Below are 18,902 nucleotides of genomic sequence, written 5' to 3'. Positions count from 1 at the left end.
TACCTGCCGCCTGCATTTTTTCAGCAGGCGGGCCATGGGTGAGGCCTTCACCCGGCATTCCCTGCGCCCTCTGCATTTTTGCAAGGGCCACGATGATCGCAGACCTCGGGCGTGAAGGGCCGCGAGACTGCAAAGCTATGTCCATCGCTGTTTGAACCGTGAAACCGCCTCACCCGCCGTCGTCGTCCCGGACAAGCCGTGACGCGCGCCAGCGCAGCATGGCGCCGATCCGGGACCCATACGCCGCGGCGGACGTGAGATGCGAAAAGCCAATGGCCGGCGTGCCTCAAACCGCTCCCTGGGGGTATGGGTCCCGGCTCAAGGGCCGGGACGACAGCGGAGTTTGTTGCGGCAGTCAAAACCATTTCCCGGCACATGCCATGAGACAATCGAACAACGGATTGAGACGGCCCGTCGGCAATGCACCTGATCGTGATGATCATGCCTTGGACAACCGCACCTCGACGATTGCAACTGCGCCGTTTGCTGTTATGGAAACGCGGCTTCAACGGGGGGTAAGATGATTTGGAAATTGCGTTTGGCTGGTCTTGCGCTGGCGACCGTCGTGATGGCGCAGCCCGCCTTGGCCGCCGATGATCCGACCGGCACCTGGCTGACCCAAGCGGGCGACGCCAGGATCAAGGTCGCCAAATGCGGCGCCAATCTTTGCGGCACCGTCGTGTGGCTGAAGGAGCCGATGGACACCGACACCGGCAAGCCGGCCGTCGACAACAAGAATCCGAATCGCTCGCTGGCCAACCGCCCGATCATCGGGCTGCAACTGTTCGAAGGCGTTCACCCGGAGGGGCCGAACAAATGGTCCGGCAAGATCTACAACGCCGATGACGGCCAGAGCTACACCAGCCACATCTCCGTTTCCGGCCCGGATACGCTGAAGGTGGAAGGCTGCGTCGGATCGCTTTGCGGCGGCGAGACCTGGACCCGTTCCCGCTGATCCGCGCTCAGGCGACCGCGGCTTTCAACGCGGTCGCAGCCGACGCGTAGCCGCCTCGTGCGCCGTCGATGAAGTGGACGTGATCGGGCCGGATCGCGGACGGCGTGAAGCAGGTCATCATCGCGGCATCCTGCCGATGCAGCCCGTAGCGGACGATGCCGCGCGAGGCCGCCGCGCCGAGCCGGCGCTCCAGCTCCTGCGCGAGCTCGTCGGTGCAGTCGAGGATCATGCGCAGCGCATCGTCATATTTGCGGAAGTCGGAATTCTCGACCACCTGCTGCTTGTAGAGATCCGGCACGAAGCCGCCGATGCTGATGTTGAACCGCATCACGGCATAGACGAACAGCGTACGTCCGAGCACGCGGGCCCAGCGCGAAAACAGCGGTCCGCGCGCGGCGCGGACCTCGTAGCCAAATCCCTGCGGCGGCCATCGCAACGCCGGCGCTCCGGCCGGCACCGGCCGCCCGGCATCGGGGCTGCGCTCGGTGAGCGTGATGATCTCCTCGATCACCTTGCGATAGGCCTGCGCATCCGCGCCCAGGGCCGGCAGCACCAGCACCGACAGAATAACCCCACGCGCCGCCGGAATCTCCTCGAAGCGGCACGAGAGTCCGGACAGATCGGGCTGCGCACCGGACGGCGCCGGCGGAATCGCGAACTCGCCCCGCTTCATCGCAGCCTCGGCCCAGCCCAATCCGCCGCCCGCGAACATCGCATAGGACAGATTGGCCGATGGACCGTAGCGCGCCACGCGGACGTCGAGCCCCTGCGCGCGGATGGCCGTCACGGGCACCAGCGCGACGCGCATCGCGAGAGCGAGATCCTCCCTGACCCAGGTCGCGGTGGCGGCAAGGGCTTCGCGCGCGGCCGCTTCGTCATCCGGGCTGACGGCGAAGCTGGCGCCATCGCCCCCGAACACGAACGGGAATTCGCGCCCCTCCAAGGCATTGGTGACCGCGGCGATGACCGCCGCCCCGGCCATGTTGACCGCCTTGTAGCGCTTGTCGGCGATCGCCTTGGTCGACTCGACGATGTCGGCCGTGCCGATCAGCCAATCATCCGGCACCGGCTGGTAGAGCTGCGGCTCCATCAGGCGCGCAAAGCCGCGAAACACCGGAATCGAGGCATAGTAGTCCGCAGCGCTGGTCTTCGACATCGAGAGGCATCCGTCCGGGGTGCGCGTCCAATGAGGAGCTACGTTCATTCCTGTCAAGCGGGTTCACGCAACGATATTCGGCAGCGGACGTGTCGCCAGACGGATTGCGCCGCGTTATCGTTCCATCGGCAATGACGTGCTAGCCTTTCGCCATCATGGCCGACACCTCACCCGTTCCACAACTCGCCGCCCGCGCGCTCCAGATCGCGGACCGCATCAATACCGCCGGCTTCGAAGGCCAGGTGCTGTCGGCGACGCCGCTTGCGGTCCGCATCGGCGAGACGGGAGTCGCCGTGGTCTTCCGCTATGGCGTCGTCGTCTTCATCGGCCTGTCGGTGGCCGAGGAGATCAACTTCCTCGACCGGCTGAGCGCGCGGCTGTTCGGCCCGATCGCGCCGCACGAGGAAGAGACGGCCAAGGTCCAGGTCGCGCGCGAATCCGACGAGCCGATCCCGGTCGGCGGCCCGGTCCTGGTCAAGGAATTGTCGCTGGAGCGACTGCTCATCGTCGCCGATGCGCTGGCGAAAAGCGTCGTGCTCGGCCGCAGCGAGCGCGAGATCGCCAACGTGTTCGACACCATCGAGCCGTTCGCGCGCGAGCTGGCGATGCTGGGGCGAACCTCGAAGAGCCGGGTGGCGATGCTCAAGCTGCTCGGCGAGGCGCTGCTGGTGCAGCACCGGGTCTCCGGCCGCGTGGCGGTCGGCGAGAAGCCGGACGTGTTGTGGGACCGGCCCGATCTGGAGCGGCTCTATGCGCGGCTCGAGGACGAGTATGAGCTGAAGGAACGGGAGGAAACCCTCAACCGCAAGCTCGCGGTGATCGCCGAGACGGCGACCACGCTCGCCGACATCATCGACACCAAGCGCTCGCTGCGGCTCGAGGTGATCGTCGTCATCCTGATCGCCAGCGAGATCGTGCTCGGCTTCTACGAGATCTTCGCCCGCGGCGGGCACTGACGATGGAGCTGCCGCACGCCGGGCGACCGAGGGCGTTGCATTCAGCGATGGTTCAGGCGCGACATGGAACTTTCGCATGGGCGCGATGAGCGATGCGGGGGATGTCGAACCATGACGTGGGTGGGGAGCTTGCGACGACCGCCGGCGGCCGGCAGCCACGAGGTGTGGCGAGCGCCCCGCCGCCGGTGCGGCGATGCTGGTCCACCAATGCCGTCACACCAGCGCTCTGACGTTCCAGGTCGCATGACGGACCCCGGCGAGCTTCGCCAGCTCGGACACGACGCGGTCGAGATCGACCGTATCGACCGCGAGCGGCACCAGCGTCGCGACGATCTCGACGATGTCCTCCGACCGATAGACGACCTCGGTCTCGCGCACCGGGTATTTGGCCGCCTCCAGCCGCTCGTCGAGCGCCTCGCGCAGCTCGGCGGCGCGCAGCCCGTCGGTGGTCAGGACGATCTCGTAGTGCGCCTCCGAGGTCTGCGCATTGAGCGGGATGCGATCGATCGCGTTGACCAGCGGCCGCAGCAGCGTGTTGCCGGCCAGCACGAACACGGTCAGCGCCACCGATTGCGCGATCAGGTCGGCGCCGGCGCAGGCGCCGACCGCGGCGGACGCCCACAGCGTCGCGGCGGTGTTGAGCCCGCGGACGTTCATACCCTCCTTCATGATCGTGCCGGCGCCGAGGAAGCCGATCCCCGACACCACATAGGCGATGATCCGCACCGCGCCGTCGGCGCCGGTGAGGCGGTTGCCGAGGTCGACGAAGGCGGCCGCGCCGACGGCCACCAGCACATTGGTGCGCAGCCCGGCGCTGCGCTGCCGGTATTGCCGCTCGGCGCCGATCAGCGTCCCCAGCACGAAAGCTGCGAACAGGCTGACGAGCGTATCGAGGAAATCATAGACCTGGAAGGTGTGGAGGAATCGCATGGGCTTGCCGACTGTCTGCGGTATTGTGCTCCGTGGCCCGCCTGGCGGCAGAGACACGCGTGGCATCCGGCGGCGGAACCGCCGCGAGAAGCCGCTTTCTTAGGACGTCCTTGATCGAAATCAAATCCCAGTCCCTCCCGCATATTTTAGGCTAATATGATCAACAGGCAGATGACGTCCGGCAAACACATGACGCCATTCTCCGACGTCCGCAGGGATCACAGCCCGGCCGTCCGGCTGGGGCATGATGCGGTGAGTGCGGTGAAGCTGTCCCAGGAGCTCACCGCCGAGATCGACGCCTGGGCGGAGGCCCACCAGATGACACGCTCCGACGCCATCGGCCAATTGCTCACGATCGGCCTGCATGCATCGCGGCCGGCAGCAACAGGGCAGCTCACGTCGCGGGATCCCCTCGCCATCGAGCAGAATGCGATCCGGCTGATCGATCGGATGCTCGACCCGAACCTGGCGGCCGACGAGCGCCAGCGGCGGATTCGCCGCCTGATCGAAGGTCCTGCGGAATTTGCCAACGAGCGGATCGACCTGCCGCGGCATCCGGGCTGACGCGAACGGCTCAGGCGGCCGAGCGCGCCACCACGGCCTCGTAGATGTCGTCCTCCTGCGCCGTGTGCATGCGCACCAGCGTCTCGATCGCCTCGATCACCCGTTGCGCATCGCGGATCAGATAGCGGTCCACATGCTCGGACGGCAGATCCTCGACCAGCCGGCCGAGCAGCCGCGCCAGATGCAGGATCTCGCGATGCGCCCGGCTCATCGCCGACAGGCCATGGCTCTCCTGCAGGAGCCGCGCGAGCTTCGGATAGACCGAGCCTTCGTCGTCGCGCTCATGCGCCACGACCTTGTCCTGCACCAGGCCGTTCGCCTCCATGATCAGCGCCACGGCGCTGTCGGGCGAGGCCTCGTCGAGCGCATCGACGATCGAGCGCAGGCGGTCGAGGCCGCGCAGCAACGCCTGGTGATCATGCCTGAGCCCGCGGCCGTCTTCGGCCGTGATCCGGCCGGCCTTGCTGCGGCCAGCCGGGAACAAAGCGCGGAGCGCGTTCAGGATGACGGCGACGTCGATGGCCTCCTGGGCCAGGGCGGCAGGCACCGGCTGCAGCAGGCCGAAGGCGGCGGCCCCCATCGCGACAAACGACAGGCCCATGCCGACGAAGATGCTCTCCAGGGCGATGCGCCGGGCGCGCTGCGCGATCACGATCGCCTCGCCCACCCGATCGAGCCGGTCGGCGAGAATGACCACGTCGGCGGCTTCCGACGAGGCGCTGGCGCCGCGGGCGCCGAGCGCGATGCCGACATCGGCGGAGGCCAGCGCAGGGGCATCGTTGATGCCGTCGCCGACCATGATCGTGGGATGCAGCCGCTGCTCGGTCTTGACCGCCTCCACCTTGTCGGAGGGGACACGGTCCGCCAGCACGGCGTCGAGGTCGAGCGCCGCGCCGATCGCCTGCGCGGCCGCGGCGCGGTCCCCGGTCACCATGACCATGCGCGCGATGCCGGCCTCGCGCAGCCAGCGGATCGCCCGCGGCGTATCCGCGCGCAGCTCGTCGGCCAGCAGCAGCGCCCCGATCGGGCGCCCCTCGACGGCAACGAAGACGATCAGGGCTGAACGCCATGACGCCCGGCGGATCGCGCGCGCCGCCCAAGCCGGCGGCGTGCGGCTGCCGAGCACGAGGTCGCGCGAGCCGGCCATCACAGGGCGGCCATCGATCAGCCCTTCGAGGCCCGAGCCCATGGTCTCCCTGACCTGTTCGGGCACCTTCAGCTTCAGCCCGCGGGCCTGGCCGGCCTGAACGATCGCGTGCGCCACCACGTGGTGCGAGGCCTGCTCGAGCGATGCGCAGAGCAGCAGTACCGCATCGGCGTCCTCGCCCGGTGCCGCGTCGACCGAGAGCAGCCGCGCGCCGCCGACGGTCAGCGTGCCCGTCTTGTCGAACAGCACGGTATGGGCACGCGCGAGCGCCTCCAGCTTGCCGCCGCCCTTGACCAGGATGCCGCTGCGCGCGGCCTGCGCGACCCCCGCGATGAAGGCCACGGGTGCGGCTAGGATCAACGGGCAGGGCGTCGCGGCGACCAGCACCGCGAGGCTCCGGATCAGATCGCCCGAGGCGAACCAGGCGGCCGCCGCAATGGCGAGGCTGACGGGCAGAAAGATCAGGGCATAGCGGTCGGCAAGCCGCACGAACGGCGCCTTCGCGGTCTGGGCCGTCGTCACCAGCTTGACGATGCCGGCATAGGTGCTTTCGCCCGCGGTGGCCGTGACCACCATTTCGAACGTGTCGCCGGCGTTCACCGATCCCGAAAGGATCGCCATCCCGCGCGTCTTCGACACCGGGATCGGCTCACCCGTGAGCGCCGACTCGTCGACGACGGCGATCGTCGCTTCGACCATGCCATCGACCGGGATGATTTCGCCGGCGCGGACCATCAGGCGATCACCGACCGCGACGCTGGCGATCGGAACGTTGTCGATGTCGTCGCCACGGCGGCGATGCGCCTCGCGCGGCGCGCGATCGACCAGCGCGCGCAGATCGTGCTCAGCGCGGGCGACGGCAATGTCTTCCAGCACGTTGCCGCCAGCATACATCAGCGCCACGACAGCGCCGGCCAGCGGCTCGCCGAGGATGATTGCCGCGCTCATCGACACCAGCGCAATCGCGTCGACGCCGATGCGGCCGGCCAGGAAATCGCGGACGATCGAGACGATCAGCCCGAGGATAACAGGAACGGTCGAGGCCGTGAACGCGATCCCGGCAAGATCGGGGCGACCGACCACATGCGCGAGCCCGCCCGCGGCGAGGCCCGCGATTGCGATTGCGACGAGGCTCCACCGCAGAATGCGCTCGAACATGGATACCGGTTCCGGATTGCGCCGGCACTATCGCTGCTGCCGCGCGTCGGACGCTTGAGCGAAATCAACGGCAAGAGCGACCGATCGCCGCAAATGGCCTCAGGCGGTATTGCCTGCGTCGACCGTCAGCACGGTGCCGGTGACATTGCGCCCGCCGTCGCCGAGCAGGAATTCAACCATCGCGGCCACGTCATCGGTTTCCGGCAGCCGCCGCAACGCGCTCCGGCCGGCGATGCGCCGCTGTTGCTCCTCGTCCATGCTCTGCGTCAGCTCGGTGGCGATGAAGCCCGGCGCGATCGCGTTCACGGTGATGCCGACCTTGCCGACCTCGCGCGCCAGCGAGCGCGTGAAGCCGTTGGCGGCCGCCTTGGTCGCGCCGTAGACGGACAGGCCGTTGTAGCCGGTAGAGGCGATGATCGAGGAGATGTTGATCACCCGCCCCTCGCCCGCGGCCATCATGTGGCGAACGACGTATTTCGTCAGGATCATCGGCGCCAGCACGTTGAGCCGCACCAGCGCCTCGATCTCCGAATTGTGCATGGTCGCGAGCAGCCCTTCAGTGCCGAGACCGGCATTGTTGACGAGACCATAGAGCGGACCGAACTCGTCGCGGACCGACTTCACGAAGGCCGGAAGGTCGTCAACGACGCTGAGGTCGCAGGCGCGGAAATGAATGCCGGCGCTGCTGGCGCTGAACTCGGCCATCGCGGCGCGCAGTTCGTCGCTCTCCCGGCGGGCCACCGCGATGACGTCATAGCCCGCTCCCGCGAGCCTGCGCGCGATGGCGAGCCCGATGCCACGGCTGCCGCCGGTGACGAGAACATTATGCATCGGCGCGCGCCAGCTTGCCGGCCGGTGTGACGTCGAGCGCTGGCACGACGCGGATCATCGCCGGCACCTTGTGAGCCGCGAGACGCGCGCGACACGCGGCGAGGATCTCATTGCGAACCGTCTTACTCCGCGCCGGATCGGCATCCGCCGTCAGCACGACCTCGGCGACGACGATGCCGCCGGTGATCGGGCTGCGTCGCGACTTGGCGCGCGACATCCGCACCTCGGGATGGCCATTGATCACGGCTTCGATCTCTTCGGGATGGACCTTGAGCCCGCCGACATTGATGATGCCGTTGCGGCGCCCGACGAAGTAGTAGCGATCGCCGCGCAGCTCGACCATGTCGCCGGTGTCGACATAGCCGTCCGTATCGGTCAGGGCAGCCGCAGCGCGTCCGACATAGGCGTGCGCCGCGCGCCTGGAGCGGATGCGCAGCGAGCCGTCGACGACCTTCATGTCGACGGCACCGCGGCCTTCGCCGAGCAGCGTCGCAGGAAAACCCTCCAGCCCATCATTGACCGCGAAGCCGACGCCGGCCTCCGTCGAGGCGTAGGCATGACCGATCGAAGCGTCGGGAAATGCCTGCTTCAATCCGTCGAGCACGGCCTGGTCGGCGATCTCGCCTGAGAGACGCACATAGCGCGGCGCAAAGCCGTCGACCGATCCGCTCATCAGCAGCTTGCGCCAATGCGACGGCGTTCCGGACATGTGAGTGACGCCGCGTGCGTTGAGACGCGCGATGTGGTCCGTGAGCCCCTCGCCCGGATCCGACAGCACCATCGAGCCGCCGCCGACGATGGCACGCAGGAAGATCTGCAGGCCGCCATAGCGGCGAATGTCGTAGAAGGTCGCCCACACCGGCATCGCTTCGCCAGGACCCGGACGGTCGCCGATGATCGCGCCGCACAGGCCCTCGAGCGTATGCCCGACAATCTTCGGCACGCCCGATGTGCCTGATGTCAGCATCAGCCATTCGGTGGCGCGCACCGTCTGCACCACCTCGACAGAAGGTTGCGGCAGGGCGACCTCGATCACGAGATCCACGCCGCAGGCGTCGAAACGCTGGACCTCATCGGTCACAATGACGTCGATGTCCGCATCGGCGATGATGCTGGCGAGATGCTCGCCCTTGAGATCCGGCGGACACAACAGCAGGCGCCGCGCGACGCCGTCGATCTCGATCAACGCGAGGCCGGCGAGCAACTGGCCGGAGGTCGCCAGCAGCACCGAACGTCCGTTGAGCTCTTTGGTGCGGCCGCCGAGGCAGCTTCCACGCGAGAGCTCGGCGAGCGATAGGACGTGACGCGGATCGGAGATCGTCCGCTCGGTCAGCGCGGTCCCGAGATGGTCGCGAAGAGCGAAGATCTCACGCGGGGACATTCTCATAGGCCCCGATGAAGTCGCCTATCGTGTTGGGGAACGTCACGTCCTCGGACAGTGTGAATGGATCGACGCCGAGATCGTCCTCGAGACGGGCGACCAGGATGGCAAAAGCGAGCGAGTCGAAGCCGGTCTCGTGCAACGTCAGCTCGTCGGTCAGCGGCGGCAGCTTGACCTTCTGCTCGTCCGCAATCTGCTTGATCGCTGCAATGATTCTTAACCGTACCGACATGGGCCAATCCGCTCACTGTTCAAACGATGAAACCGACCATAGGACGAGAAGGTGAAGGAAGCCGGACTTCCCAGCCATCTTTCGGGACCGTTGGTAAATACCCATCATGGCCTATGATTAAAATCATCTACAAACGAACCTCGCCGGCGAGGATCCGCGCATGGAGAGCCCGATCGAGCGGGCAATAGGCACCCGTCCCGGCGTCCCGCACGTAGAGCGGCTCGTGCACGATCGACGGATCGAAGCCGTCGCGCATCAGCTCCTGCTTCTTCTGCTTGAATGTTTCGGTCGACTGCAGCGACGACGTGATGCGGAGCGCCACCGGCCGCGCATAGGGCGGCAACCGGCAGGCAAGTTCTACGGAGAGGCGATCGAGATCGAAGCTCTCGCCGACGACGAGCGCCGCCATGCCGGCGCGTCCATCGCTGCCCGGCACGACGACCCCATAGGTCGATGCTTCCAACACGCCGGGACATTGCAGGATCGCCTCGTTCACCTCGCTGGTCGCAACGTTCTCGCCCTTCCAGCGGAAGGTGTCGCCGACGCGATCGACGAAATAGAAGAAGCCTTGGTCATCCTGGCGCATCAGGTCGCCGGTGCGGAACCAGGCATCGCCCTTGGCGAAGACGTCGCGCAGGATCTTCTTCTCCGTCTCGCCCGTGTCGGTATAGCCCTCGAAGCGGCCGCCTCCCTGGTCCGCCGTACCGATGCGGCCAATGGCCTCGCCGATCTCGCCGCGCGTGCAGACCAGGCACCGCCCGTCGGGTCCGCGCAAGGGTGCGCGCTGGTCAGCGTCCAGCTTGATGATTTCGGCGGGAAAGCGATGCGCGAGCAGCGACGGCACGCGCCCGATCGATCCCACCCTGCCCTCGACATTGTAGAGTGAGAAGTTGCCTTCGGTCGCGGCATAGAATTCCAGCACCTGGGGAATGACGAAGCGCGCCTGGAACGCCTCCCAGACGTCACCGCGCATTCCGTTGCCGCAGGCGAGCCGCAGCCGATGGGCGCTGTCGAAATCGGATGGCGCGGCGGCCAGCAGGTAGCGGCAGAGCTCGCCGATATATTGCACCAGCGTGCAATCGTGACGAACGATGTCGCGCCAAAAATTGCTCGCCGAGAATTTCTCGGCGAGCACCGCCGCACCGCCGGCGCGCAGCATGCTGCAGGGCGCGACGATGCCGCCGACGGAATGATAGACAGGCAGACAGTCATAAAGGCGATCGTCGGGACCTGCACCGGTGAGGCCGGCAAACCAGCCGCCCCAGTTCATGATGCGGCGATGGCTGATGCTGGCGGCCTTGGGCAGGCCCGTCGTGCCGGAGGTGTAGATCAGCAGCGCGCGGTCGTTGATCGTCACGGCGCGGCGCTCAGTTGCGTCGAGCGCGTGCGTATCCATCGCGGCGACCGCGACGTCGAGATCGCCGCCATCGGCAACCCAGACACGCGGCCCGCCCGCGATCACCGGCGCAACCTCCGTATAGGCTTCGTGGAAGTCCTTGGAGACGATCACATGGACTGGCCGAGCCACATTGATGCAATGCGCGAGCGACGGTCCGATGAGATTGGTGTTGATGAGCGCAACCACGCCGCCGACGCGGCTGACCCCAAGCCAGGCGGCCAGGTAGTCGGGCCGACTCGGCATCATCAAAGCGACCGTGTGGCCAGGCCCGATGCCGTTGGCCAGCGCCCAGCGGGCGTATCGGTTGATGCGCGCAGACAGGGCGGAATAGCTCAGCGTCTCGCGATCGGAGACCAGCGCCGGCCGTTCGGGCTGCTTCGCAGCCCAGTCGTCCACCACGTCGGCGAACAGCCGCGCCGGCTCTGCCTCGATGCGCGAGGTCAGCTCGATCGCCTTCAGCCAGATCTTTGCCGCCGACGGCCTTCGAGGGGACGTGCTGAGTTCCACAGATCGATCCGACTGCCCGGAGTTCATGAACGCCCTCACCCCAATTCGGCGTGCTTATAGGCCGGGTGGCCTGACCAGCCGTTAACCGGGAGGGTTAACCGGCCGAGAGTGCGTCGCTGTTGATGCGAATGCGATCCTTTACGAAGTTCTCGGAAATGCCGGTTAGCGTACCGCTCCCAGAACATGCCAACGCGAAGGCCGGCATGCCCAAGGACACGATGACACGACGCGCATTGCTGCGCTGCGCCGCCTGGAGCAGCGTTGCAGCCATGACTTCGACCACGGCGTTCGCCGGAGTTGATGCGCCCTATCCGGCTCAGCCTGTCACCTGGGTCATTCCGTTTGCTCCGGGTGGGGCCACCGGCCGGCTGTCGCTCTTGATCTGCGACCGGCTGACCCGCCGACTGGGCCAGCCCTTCGTGCTCGATCACCGGCCGGGTGCGGGCGGCGCGACCGCCACCAAGAACGTCGCGAGCGCTCCGCCGGACGGTTACACGATCCTTGCGACCTCGACCGCCAACGTCATCACGGCCTCGATCGACGGCTCGCCGAGCGCCGACGGAGGTCTCACGCCGGTCGCCGGCATGGCGCGCATGCCGCTGCTGCTGTTGGTCAGCCGGCAGCTGCCGGTCAAGACGCTGCCCGAATTCCTGGCCTATGCCAAGGCCAACCCGGGCACGCTCAGCGTCGGCTCCGCCGGCCCCGGCACCGTGCAACTGCTGTCGGCCGAGCTGTTCCGGACCCTCGGCGGCATCACCTGGTCCACCGTGCACTATCGTGGCTCGGGGCCGGCCTTGACCGACCTCGCCTCCGGCCACATCCACGCGATGTTCGACAACGCCGCTTCCGCCGTCGACCTGTTGCGCAGCGGCAAGGTCCGGGCGCTGGCGGTGTCGACCCGCGAGCGCGCCGCCGCCTTCCCCGATCTGCCGCCGGTCGCCGACGTGCTGCCGGCGTTCGAAACCTCCGGCTTCTATGGCGTCGCAGTACCGCACGGCACGCCGGAAGCCATCGTTGAGCTGCTCAACCGCGAGATCAACGCCGCGCTGGCCGATCCCGACATCAGCAGGCAGTTCGCGGAGGTCGGCGCCACGCCGCTCACCGGCGACGTCGGCGTCTATACCGCGACCTACCGCGCCGAGATCATGCACTGGCGCAAGCTGGTCCCACAGGTGAGCGCGAAGAACTGACCTCCGCGCCCGGCGACCCGCCTGCCTCAGGCCGCCGCGACGCCCTGCAGCACCAGCCGGTTGAGCCGGGCCGCGAACGCGGCCGGATCCTCCGGCAGTTCGCCGTCGAGAATCTGCGCCTGCTCGAGCAGCAGGAACGACAGGTCGTCGACCTTGGCCTTGTCGGCGGCGGCCTTCGCGACCGCGACGACCAGCGGATGGCGCAGATTGATCTCCAGAATCGGCTTGGTGCGGGCGCCGCGCGCCTGCTGCGACAGGATGCGCTCCAGCTCGCGATCGGGACCATGGCTGCCGGCGACCAGACACGAGGCACTGGTGGTAAGCCGGGTCGAGACCTTCACGTCGGTGACGTGGTCGCCGAGGCTTGCCTTGATCAGCGCGATCGTGTTGGCCTCGTCGGCGGCCGGCTGTGCCTCGTCCTCGGGCTTCGGCTCGGTCACCGGGATCGGATCGAAGTTGATGTCGCCCTGGCTCAGCGACTTCAGCGGCTTGCCGTCATATTCGAGCCTCGCCGAGGTCCAGAACGCATCGACCGGATCGGTGAGCAGCAGCACCTCGACGCCGCGCGCCTTGGCGGCCTCGAGCCGCGGATTGGACTTCAGCCGCTCGATGCTGTCACCGACCAGGAAATAGATCTCGGTCTGATTCTCCTTGAGCCCCTCGACATACTGCTTCAGCGAGCGCTTCTCGCCTGATGTCGTGGTGAAGCGCGCCAGGGCCAGCAGCTTGTCGCGGCGCTCGAAATCCTCGTACAGGCCTTCCTTGATGACGGCGCCGAACGAATCCCAGACCTTGTCGAAGTTCTCGGCGTCCTTGTCGGCGAGTTGCTCCAATTCGCTGATCACCCGCGTCGTCACCGCCTTGCGAATCTGGGCCAGCTGCGGATTGTTCTGCAGCATCTCGCGCGACAAATTGAGCGGCAGGTCCTCGCTGTCGATCACGCCGCGGATGAAGCGCAGATAGGCCGGCATCAGGTCGGCGTCGTCGGTGATGAAGACGCGGCGGACATAGAGCTTGACCTTGCCCTTGCGCGCCGGCTCGAACAGGTCGAACGGCTTGGTCGACGGCGCGAACAGCAGCACCGCATAGGAATAGCGGCCCTCGGCGCGGTAGTGCAGCGTCATTGCCGGCTCGTCGAACGCGTGCGCAATCGACTTGTAGGCCTTGCTGTAATCCTCGGACGTCAGCTCGGACTTCGAGCGCTGCCATAGGGCGCTGGCGGAGTTGATCTGGCGCGACTCGCCCTCCTCCGCCACCAGCATGATCGGGAACTGGATGTTGTCGGAATAGGCGGTGACGATGCGCTCGATCTCGAAAGCTTCGAGATATTTCTTGGCGTCGTCCTTCAGATGCAGCACGATCTCCGTGCCGCGCGCCACCCGCTTGGCGTCCTCCTCGGACGCGGGTGCGACCTCGAAGCCGGCGCCGCCGGAGGAGGTCCAGGTCCAGACGTCGTTCTCGCCGGCGCGCCGGCTGATGACGACGATGCGGTCGGCGACCATGAAGGCCGAGTAGAAGCCGACGCCGAACTGGCCGATCAGGCCGGTGCCGTCCTTGGCCTCGGCCAGCTTCTGCACGAACGCCTTGGTGCCGGAGCGGGCGATGGTGCCGAGATGGTCGATCAGTTCCTGGCGCTCCATGCCGATGCCGCTGTCGGCGATGGTCAGCGTATCCGCCGCCTTGTTCGGAATGATGCGGATCTGCGGCGGCTCGCCCTCGCCGATCAGGTCGGGCCTGGCGATCGCCTCGTAACGCAGCTTGTCACAGGCGTCGGAGGCGTTCGAAATCAGCTCGCGCAGGAAAATGTCGGTCTCGGAATAGACCGAATGCACCATCAGATGGAGCAGCTCGGAGACTTCGGCCTGGAAGGAATGGCTAACGGTCGCGGTGTCGGTCATCGTCGTGCGTTGGCCCATGCTATCAAGGGTGGAGAGAGACCGTCGATATAGCGCGGCGGCGGCACCGATCAAGCCTTCCGACCGGGGGGATCACCGGCCGATCGTTCGGCGGCCGCGAGCAGCTTGTCGATGACCGCGTCCAGGGTGGCGATCTCGGCGGCCGAAAGCACGCTCAGCAGATCGGCCTCGCGCGCCAGCGCATGGGGCACGATTCTGCGGTACAGCGCCCTGCCGGCGGCCGTCAGCGCTACGATCCGCTCCCGTCCATCCGCGGGATCGCGGCTGCGGCTGACGATGCCGCGTGCCTCCAGGCTCTGCATGGCGCGGCTGACGTTCATCTTGTCGAGCGTCGTCAGCCGGCCAATCTCCTTGGTCGGCAACCGCGGCTGCTCGCCGAGCGCCGCCAGGATCCGCCATTCCTGGCGCGACAGCGCGAACCGGTCGGCATAGACCTCCGCCACCGCCAGCGACACCTGCTCGGCGAGGCGGGCCAGCCGATAGGGAAAATAGCGCTGCAGCCGGAGCTCGCGCTCGGTGGTCCCCTCGCCGTCCCTCCGGTCCCGCATCTCGCTGGCCAGCTTCGTCATCGCGTCCTCTGCCCTCATCCGTTCCAGGCGCTCGCCCCTGGCGACCTCAATCCGATCCCAATCGGGTTGATCTGGATCAAAGCGACCAGATCGTATCATCCGTTACCATCTTGCCAACCACGAACATGGGAGGACAATCATGCAGATCGAGAAGATCCATCACGTCGCCTATCGCTGCGCCGACGCCAAGGCCACCGTCGACTTCTACAAGAAGGTCCTCAACATGGACCTGCTCGGCGCCATCGCCGAGGACAAGGTGCCCTCGACCAAGGCGCCAGATCCGTACATGCACATCTTCCTCGATGCCGGGAACGGCAACATCCTCGCCTTCTTCGAGCTGCCGAACTCGCCGCCGATGGGGCGCGATCCCAACACCCCGGAATGGACCCAGCACATCGCCTTCCAGGTCAAGGACATGGCGGAGCTCGAGGAAGCGAAGGCGCGCGCGGAGACCGCCGGCCTCGACGTCGTCGGGATCACTGACCACACCATCTTCAAGTCGATCTATTTCCATGATCCGAGCGGCCACCGGCTGGAGATCGCGGCCTGGACCGCGACGCCCGACCAGATCGCGCGGATGAAGTCGGTCGCCCACGCCATGGTGGACGAATGGGCGACCACCAAGAAGCCGCCGCGGCACACCGCCTGGATGCACGAGAAGGAATTCGCAGGCAGCGACTGAGCGATTGCTCGTCCCGACAGTCCCGACCGCAACGCGCCAGGCGAGGCAGCCATGAGCAACTATGTCTATCCGCGATTTCCCTATGTCTGCTCGGCGGAGCAGCGCAGCGGCGAGACCCGCCGCCATCCGATCGTCGTGATCGGCGCCGGGCCGATCGGCCTGACGGCGGCGCTCGATCTCGCCGCCCGCGGCCAGCCCGTCGTCGTGCTCGATGACAACGATACCGTCAGCATCGGCTCCCGCGCCGTGTGCTACGCTAAACGCCCGCTCGAGATCTGGGATCGGCTCGGTTGCGCCGCGCCGATGGTCGAGAAGGGCGTCAGTTGGAACATCGGCAAGGTTTTCTTCCGCGACCAGCTCTCTTATCAATTCGATTTGCTGCCCGAGCCCGACCATCGCTGGCCGGCAATGATCAACCTGCAACAATACTATCTCGAGGAGATTCTGGTCGATGCCTGCAACAGGACGCCGCTGATCGACCTGCGCTGGAAGCATCGGCTGGTCAGCCTGAAGCAGACCGACGACTGCGCTGATCTCGCGGTGGAGACGCCGGACGGCATCTTCACCATGGAGGCGCAATGGGTGATCGCCTGCGACGGCGCCAATTCCGATACGCGGCGCATGGTCGGCGCTGAGTTCAAGGGCCAGTTCTTCCAGGACCGCTTTTTGATCGCCGATGTCAGGATGAAGGCGGAGTATCCGACCGAGCGCTGGTTCTGGTTCGATCCGCCGTTCCATCCGGGGCAGTCGGTGCTGCTGCATCGCCAGTCCGACAACATCTGGCGCATCGACTTCCAGCTCGGCTGGGACGCCAATCCGGACGAAGAGAAAAAGCCCGAGCGCGTGATCCCACGCATCCGGGCGATGCTCGGCGAGACCACCGAATTCGAGCTGGAATGGGTGTCGATCTATCAGTTCGCCTGCCGCCGGATCGACAATTTCCGTCACGGCCGCGTCCTCTTCGCGGGCGATGCGGCGCACCAGGTGTCGCCGTTCGGCGCCCGCGGCGCCAACACCGGCGTGCAGGACATCGACAACCTCGCCTGGAAGCTGGCGCTGGTGCTGCGCGGCGAGGCGCCGGAGAGCCTGATCGACAGCTATCACGAGGAGCGCGCCTTTGCCGCCGACGACAATATCCTGAACTCGACACGGGCGACCGACTTCATCACGCCGAAGACGCAAGCCAGCCGCCTTTATCGCGACGCCGTGCTCGACCTCGCACAGAATCACAGCTTTGCGCGGCCGCTGGTCAACAGCGGCCGGCTGTCGACGCCGACGCCCTATGTCGCGTCGTTGCTGAACACGCCTGACGGCGGGAGCGTCCCCGGGACGATGACGCCTGGCACCAATGCCGCCGATGCGCCGGTGACGATCGCGGGACAGCCCGGCTGGTTGCTGAACTGCCTCGGCTCCGGCTTCACGGTGGTCACCTTCGACAACGCCGTCACGGCCGAGCAGCTCAGCATCGACGGCATCACGGCGCGGGTGATCGTCGTCGGCCGCGACATCGCTGATGCCAAGGGCCTGCTCGCGGCACGATACGGTGCCTCGCCCGGCACGACCTATCTGTTCCGTCCCGATCAATATGTCACCGCCCGCTGGCCGCAGTTTGACGAGAACGCGATCACGGACGCGGTCCGGCGCGCCTGCGGCAGGCGCGGCGCGGTCCAGCAGGAGCTTGCGGCATGAGCCTGACCCTCACCCCGAACATCAGCGATCCCGACGACTTCTATGCCGAGCTGATCGGCGGCCAGCGCGACCTCAGCGAGGACGAGGCGCTGCGCATGAACGCTAGGCTGGTGCTGCTGCTCGCCAACCATATCGGTGACCGCGCGATCCTGAGCGAGGCGATCCGGCTGGCAAGGTCGCCCGCCGGCTGATGCAGGCCGCAACACGTCACATCGGCAGCCGGCTTTGATCCGGATCAAAGCCGTTTCTCCGCATTCTGCGGCAGACAGAGAGAGCAGCCGGCGAGTCGTGCGCCGGCGCAGAGTCCGCTCGCTTGCGCTTGCGCACATTGCGGCTCCCGATCCGCTCCCGGTCGGTTTCATTGTGACAACATCATAATGTCACGCCACCTTCACTGAAGGCCTCTACGTCTTCGCCTCGTTCCACAACGGCACGGGGATTCGCATGTCGCGCTACTACAAGACGCTGCAGACGCAGCGCTTCGACGACTATCGCTACTATCATCAGAGCCGGATCAATCAGACGCTGCACCTGATCAGCGCCGTGATCTTCCTCGTGTGCTATGCGCTGCTGTTCAAGGATCCGGCGATGGCCGGCCTGGTCGGCTGGCTCGCGATGCTGACGCGGCAGACCGGGCACTTCTTCTTCGAACCGAACGGCTATGACCACGTCAACGGCGTCAGCAACGACTACAAGGAGGCGGTCAAGGTCGGCTACAATCAGACCCGCAAGATCGTGCTGCTGACGGTGTGGGGTCTGGTGCCGGTGGCGCTGTTCGCGTTTCCGACGCTGTTCGGCCTGTTCGCCGAGCCGGCCAGCCGGATGGACTTCGTCCGCCACGTCGGCCTGCTCTGGCTCGCGGTCGGCATCGGCGGCGGTCTGTTTCGCGTCATCCAGCTGTTTGCAATGCAGGATGTCTCGACGGGCCTGATCTGGGCCTTCAAGGTGTTGACCGACCCGTTCCACAACATCGCGCTGTATTGGAAGTCGCCGCTGGCGCTGCTGCGCGGCGAGCTCATCGATCCGACCATCAAGGACGCCTCGCATTGGGGCGCCGCCGAGGACGAGGCCGAAGAAGCTGCGCATCTCACCTGATCGCGAGTTCCCGCCGCCGGCCGGTCCTGCGGCGGGAGTTCTCGAACAGAGGGGCTGCAACAACATGGAACAACTCTCCTGCTACGCCGTTGCGGCCTCAGTGCTGGCGGCCTTCAGGAGCTCCCCATGTGTGACTACAGCCTCCATACTGTTGCTTCCCGCGATGCCAAAACTGCCGACGTGCTGGTCTCCTGTCGATTTCCCGGCACGGAGACCCGCGGCTTCTGCACCAAGGACGACCCGTTGACCGCCGTCTGCCTGCGGCCGGGCACGGAGCTCGCCTTCGAAGACGATGTCCGCATCAAGGGCTTCTTCTTCCGCCGCAAGGTCGGCGCCCATCTCGCCCGCTTCCGCCAGGTCGACACCAACAAGCCGACCGAACATCACGATGCGCTCGAATTCTCCAATGGCCGAATCGTCAAGGTCACCGACCTCGCCGCCGGCCAGCGCGCCCGCGTGCTGCAGATGCCGGCCGATCCGGCTGCCAGGCGCACGACCGTGCCGCTCACGATCGAGCTGCGGGCGACGCAGCTCTGAAGGCTTCG

Annotated in this window: 18 protein-coding genes; 9 read left to right on the top strand and 9 right to left on the bottom strand. The window is 66.6% G+C overall.

Annotation, left to right across the window (positions count from 1 at the left end):
* The first annotated feature begins 520 nt into the window (after positions 1–520).
* A complete protein-coding gene (locus QX121_RS21065) occupies positions 521–955 on the top strand; it encodes a DUF2147 domain-containing protein (RefSeq protein WP_315736438.1) in 435 nt (144 codons plus the stop codon).
* A 7-nt stretch (positions 956–962) separates the two neighbouring features.
* On the opposite strand, the gene QX121_RS21060 is transcribed toward QX121_RS21065, so the two are convergent.
* Entirely contained in the window at positions 963–2,111 is a 1,149-nt protein-coding gene (locus QX121_RS21060) for a DUF3095 domain-containing protein (protein WP_315736437.1), read from the bottom strand.
* A 155-nt stretch (positions 2,112–2,266) separates the two neighbouring features.
* Here QX121_RS21060 and QX121_RS21055 point away from each other — a divergent pair, with 155 nt between their 5' ends.
* On the top strand, positions 2,267–3,067 hold the full coding sequence (locus QX121_RS21055; RefSeq protein WP_315736436.1) for an RMD1 family protein: 801 nt from the start codon (positions 2,267–2,269) through the stop codon (positions 3,065–3,067).
* Positions 3,068–3,280: 213 nt separating this feature from the next.
* Here QX121_RS21055 and QX121_RS21050 read toward each other — a convergent pair whose 3' ends face one another.
* Positions 3,281–3,997, bottom strand: a complete 717-nt coding sequence (locus QX121_RS21050) for an MgtC/SapB family protein (protein WP_315772367.1) — start codon at positions 3,995–3,997, stop codon at positions 3,281–3,283.
* A gap of 156 nt (positions 3,998–4,153) precedes the next feature.
* Here QX121_RS21050 and QX121_RS21045 point away from each other — a divergent pair, with 156 nt between their 5' ends.
* Positions 4,154–4,561 carry a hypothetical protein gene (locus QX121_RS21045; protein WP_315777673.1) on the top strand — a complete coding sequence of 136 codons (408 nt, stop codon included), beginning with the start codon at positions 4,154–4,156 and terminating at the stop codon, positions 4,559–4,561.
* Positions 4,562–4,571: 10 nt separating this feature from the next.
* Here the strand turns inward: QX121_RS21045 and QX121_RS21040 are convergent, their stop codons facing one another.
* The 5 genes from QX121_RS21040 to QX121_RS21020 form a co-directional block, all read right to left on the bottom strand.
* Entirely contained in the window at positions 4,572–6,866 is a 2,295-nt protein-coding gene (locus QX121_RS21040; protein ID WP_315812925.1) for a heavy metal translocating P-type ATPase, read from the bottom strand.
* Positions 6,867–6,965: 99 nt separating this feature from the next.
* On the bottom strand, positions 6,966–7,697 hold the full coding sequence (locus QX121_RS21035; protein WP_315736432.1) for an SDR family NAD(P)-dependent oxidoreductase: 732 nt from the start codon (positions 7,695–7,697) through the stop codon (positions 6,966–6,968).
* Positions 7,690–9,078 (bottom strand): AMP-binding protein, encoded by a 1,389-nt coding sequence (locus QX121_RS21030; RefSeq protein WP_315812924.1) that lies wholly within the window; start codon positions 9,076–9,078, stop codon positions 7,690–7,692. Before QX121_RS21030 ends, QX121_RS21035 begins: the two co-directional genes overlap by 8 nt.
* Positions 9,065–9,310 carry an acyl carrier protein gene (locus QX121_RS21025; RefSeq protein WP_315716519.1) on the bottom strand — a complete coding sequence of 82 codons (246 nt, stop codon included), beginning with the start codon at positions 9,308–9,310 and terminating at the stop codon, positions 9,065–9,067. The genes QX121_RS21030 and QX121_RS21025 overlap by 14 nt, the downstream gene beginning before the upstream one ends.
* Positions 9,311–9,437: 127 nt before the next feature.
* Positions 9,438–11,243 (bottom strand): long-chain-acyl-CoA synthetase, encoded by a 1,806-nt coding sequence (locus QX121_RS21020; RefSeq protein ID WP_315812923.1) that lies wholly within the window; start codon positions 11,241–11,243, stop codon positions 9,438–9,440.
* A 176-nt stretch (positions 11,244–11,419) separates the two neighbouring features.
* Here QX121_RS21020 and QX121_RS21015 point away from each other — a divergent pair, with 176 nt between their 5' ends.
* Entirely contained in the window at positions 11,420–12,406 is a 987-nt protein-coding gene (locus tag QX121_RS21015; protein WP_315812922.1) for a tripartite tricarboxylate transporter substrate binding protein, read from the top strand.
* Positions 12,407–12,432: 26 nt separating this feature from the next.
* Here QX121_RS21015 and htpG read toward each other — a convergent pair whose 3' ends face one another.
* Both htpG and QX121_RS21005 read right to left on the bottom strand, forming a co-directional pair.
* Entirely contained in the window at positions 12,433–14,304 is a 1,872-nt protein-coding gene (gene htpG, locus QX121_RS21010; protein ID WP_315812921.1) for a molecular chaperone HtpG, read from the bottom strand.
* Positions 14,305–14,372: 68 nt separating this feature from the next.
* Positions 14,373–14,891 carry a MarR family winged helix-turn-helix transcriptional regulator gene (locus QX121_RS21005; protein WP_315812920.1) on the bottom strand — a complete coding sequence of 173 codons (519 nt, stop codon included), beginning with the start codon at positions 14,889–14,891 and terminating at the stop codon, positions 14,373–14,375.
* A gap of 139 nt (positions 14,892–15,030) precedes the next feature.
* Between QX121_RS21005 and QX121_RS21000 the strand changes: the two genes are divergently transcribed.
* The 5 genes from QX121_RS21000 to QX121_RS20980 all read left to right on the top strand — a co-directional run bounded on the left by QX121_RS21000 (position 15,031) and on the right by QX121_RS20980 (position 18,894).
* The gene (locus QX121_RS21000; RefSeq protein WP_315795884.1) at positions 15,031–15,573 is read left to right on the top strand and encodes a VOC family protein; all 543 of its coding nucleotides are present in this window, start codon (positions 15,031–15,033) and stop codon (positions 15,571–15,573) included.
* A 51-nt stretch (positions 15,574–15,624) separates the two neighbouring features.
* A complete protein-coding gene (locus tag QX121_RS20995; protein WP_315777681.1) occupies positions 15,625–17,262 on the top strand; it encodes an FAD-dependent oxidoreductase in 1,638 nt (545 codons plus the stop codon).
* Positions 17,259–17,453, top strand: coding sequence for a DUF2783 domain-containing protein (locus tag QX121_RS20990; RefSeq protein WP_315736424.1), 195 nt, complete (start codon positions 17,259–17,261; stop codon positions 17,451–17,453). The genes QX121_RS20995 and QX121_RS20990 overlap by 4 nt, the downstream gene beginning before the upstream one ends.
* 253 nt (positions 17,454–17,706) lie before the next feature.
* On the top strand, positions 17,707–18,357 hold the full coding sequence (locus tag QX121_RS20985) for an Mpo1-like protein (RefSeq protein WP_315777682.1): 651 nt from the start codon (positions 17,707–17,709) through the stop codon (positions 18,355–18,357).
* A 126-nt stretch (positions 18,358–18,483) separates the two neighbouring features.
* Positions 18,484–18,894, top strand: coding sequence for a hypothetical protein (locus tag QX121_RS20980; protein ID WP_315777683.1), 411 nt, complete (start codon positions 18,484–18,486; stop codon positions 18,892–18,894).
* Positions 18,895–18,902 lie beyond the last annotated feature (8 nt).

The sequence above is a fragment of the Bradyrhizobium sp. SZCCHNR2028 genome, assembly GCF_032380995.1.
Taxonomy (GTDB): domain Bacteria; phylum Pseudomonadota; class Alphaproteobacteria; order Rhizobiales; family Xanthobacteraceae; genus Bradyrhizobium.
This window is presented reverse-complemented; position numbering and strand designations above follow the sequence as displayed.

What these genes read in the sequence shown, in the direction of transcription:
- QX121_RS21065 (WP_315736438.1), top strand. Translation starts at nt 521, where the DNA reads ATGATTTGGAAATTGCGTTTGGCTGGTCTTGCGCTGGCGACCGTCGTG.
- QX121_RS21060 (WP_315736437.1), bottom strand. Translation starts at nt 2,111, where the DNA reads ATGTCGAAGACCAGCGCTGCGGACTACTATGCCTCGATTCCGGTGTTT.
- QX121_RS21055 (WP_315736436.1), top strand. Translation starts at nt 2,267, where the DNA reads ATGGCCGACACCTCACCCGTTCCACAACTCGCCGCCCGCGCGCTCCAG.
- QX121_RS21050 (WP_315772367.1), bottom strand. Translation starts at nt 3,997, where the DNA reads ATGCGATTCCTCCACACCTTCCAGGTCTATGATTTCCTCGATACGCTC.
- QX121_RS21045 (WP_315777673.1), top strand. Translation starts at nt 4,154, where the DNA reads ATGATCAACAGGCAGATGACGTCCGGCAAACACATGACGCCATTCTCC.
- QX121_RS21040 (WP_315812925.1), bottom strand. Translation starts at nt 6,866, where the DNA reads ATGTTCGAGCGCATTCTGCGGTGGAGCCTCGTCGCAATCGCAATCGCG.
- QX121_RS21035 (WP_315736432.1), bottom strand. Translation starts at nt 7,697, where the DNA reads ATGCATAATGTTCTCGTCACCGGCGGCAGCCGTGGCATCGGGCTCGCC.
- QX121_RS21030 (WP_315812924.1), bottom strand. Translation starts at nt 9,078, where the DNA reads ATGTCCCCGCGTGAGATCTTCGCTCTTCGCGACCATCTCGGGACCGCG.
- QX121_RS21025 (WP_315716519.1), bottom strand. Translation starts at nt 9,310, where the DNA reads ATGTCGGTACGGTTAAGAATCATTGCAGCGATCAAGCAGATTGCGGAC.
- QX121_RS21020 (WP_315812923.1), bottom strand. Translation starts at nt 11,243, where the DNA reads ATGAACTCCGGGCAGTCGGATCGATCTGTGGAACTCAGCACGTCCCCT.
- QX121_RS21015 (WP_315812922.1), top strand. Translation starts at nt 11,420, where the DNA reads ATGCCCAAGGACACGATGACACGACGCGCATTGCTGCGCTGCGCCGCC.
- htpG (WP_315812921.1), bottom strand. Translation starts at nt 14,304, where the DNA reads ATGACCGACACCGCGACCGTTAGCCATTCCTTCCAGGCCGAAGTCTCC.
- QX121_RS21005 (WP_315812920.1), bottom strand. Translation starts at nt 14,891, where the DNA reads ATGACGAAGCTGGCCAGCGAGATGCGGGACCGGAGGGACGGCGAGGGG.
- QX121_RS21000 (WP_315795884.1), top strand. Translation starts at nt 15,031, where the DNA reads ATGCAGATCGAGAAGATCCATCACGTCGCCTATCGCTGCGCCGACGCC.
- QX121_RS20995 (WP_315777681.1), top strand. Translation starts at nt 15,625, where the DNA reads ATGAGCAACTATGTCTATCCGCGATTTCCCTATGTCTGCTCGGCGGAG.
- QX121_RS20990 (WP_315736424.1), top strand. Translation starts at nt 17,259, where the DNA reads ATGAGCCTGACCCTCACCCCGAACATCAGCGATCCCGACGACTTCTAT.
- QX121_RS20985 (WP_315777682.1), top strand. Translation starts at nt 17,707, where the DNA reads ATGTCGCGCTACTACAAGACGCTGCAGACGCAGCGCTTCGACGACTAT.
- QX121_RS20980 (WP_315777683.1), top strand. Translation starts at nt 18,484, where the DNA reads ATGTGTGACTACAGCCTCCATACTGTTGCTTCCCGCGATGCCAAAACT.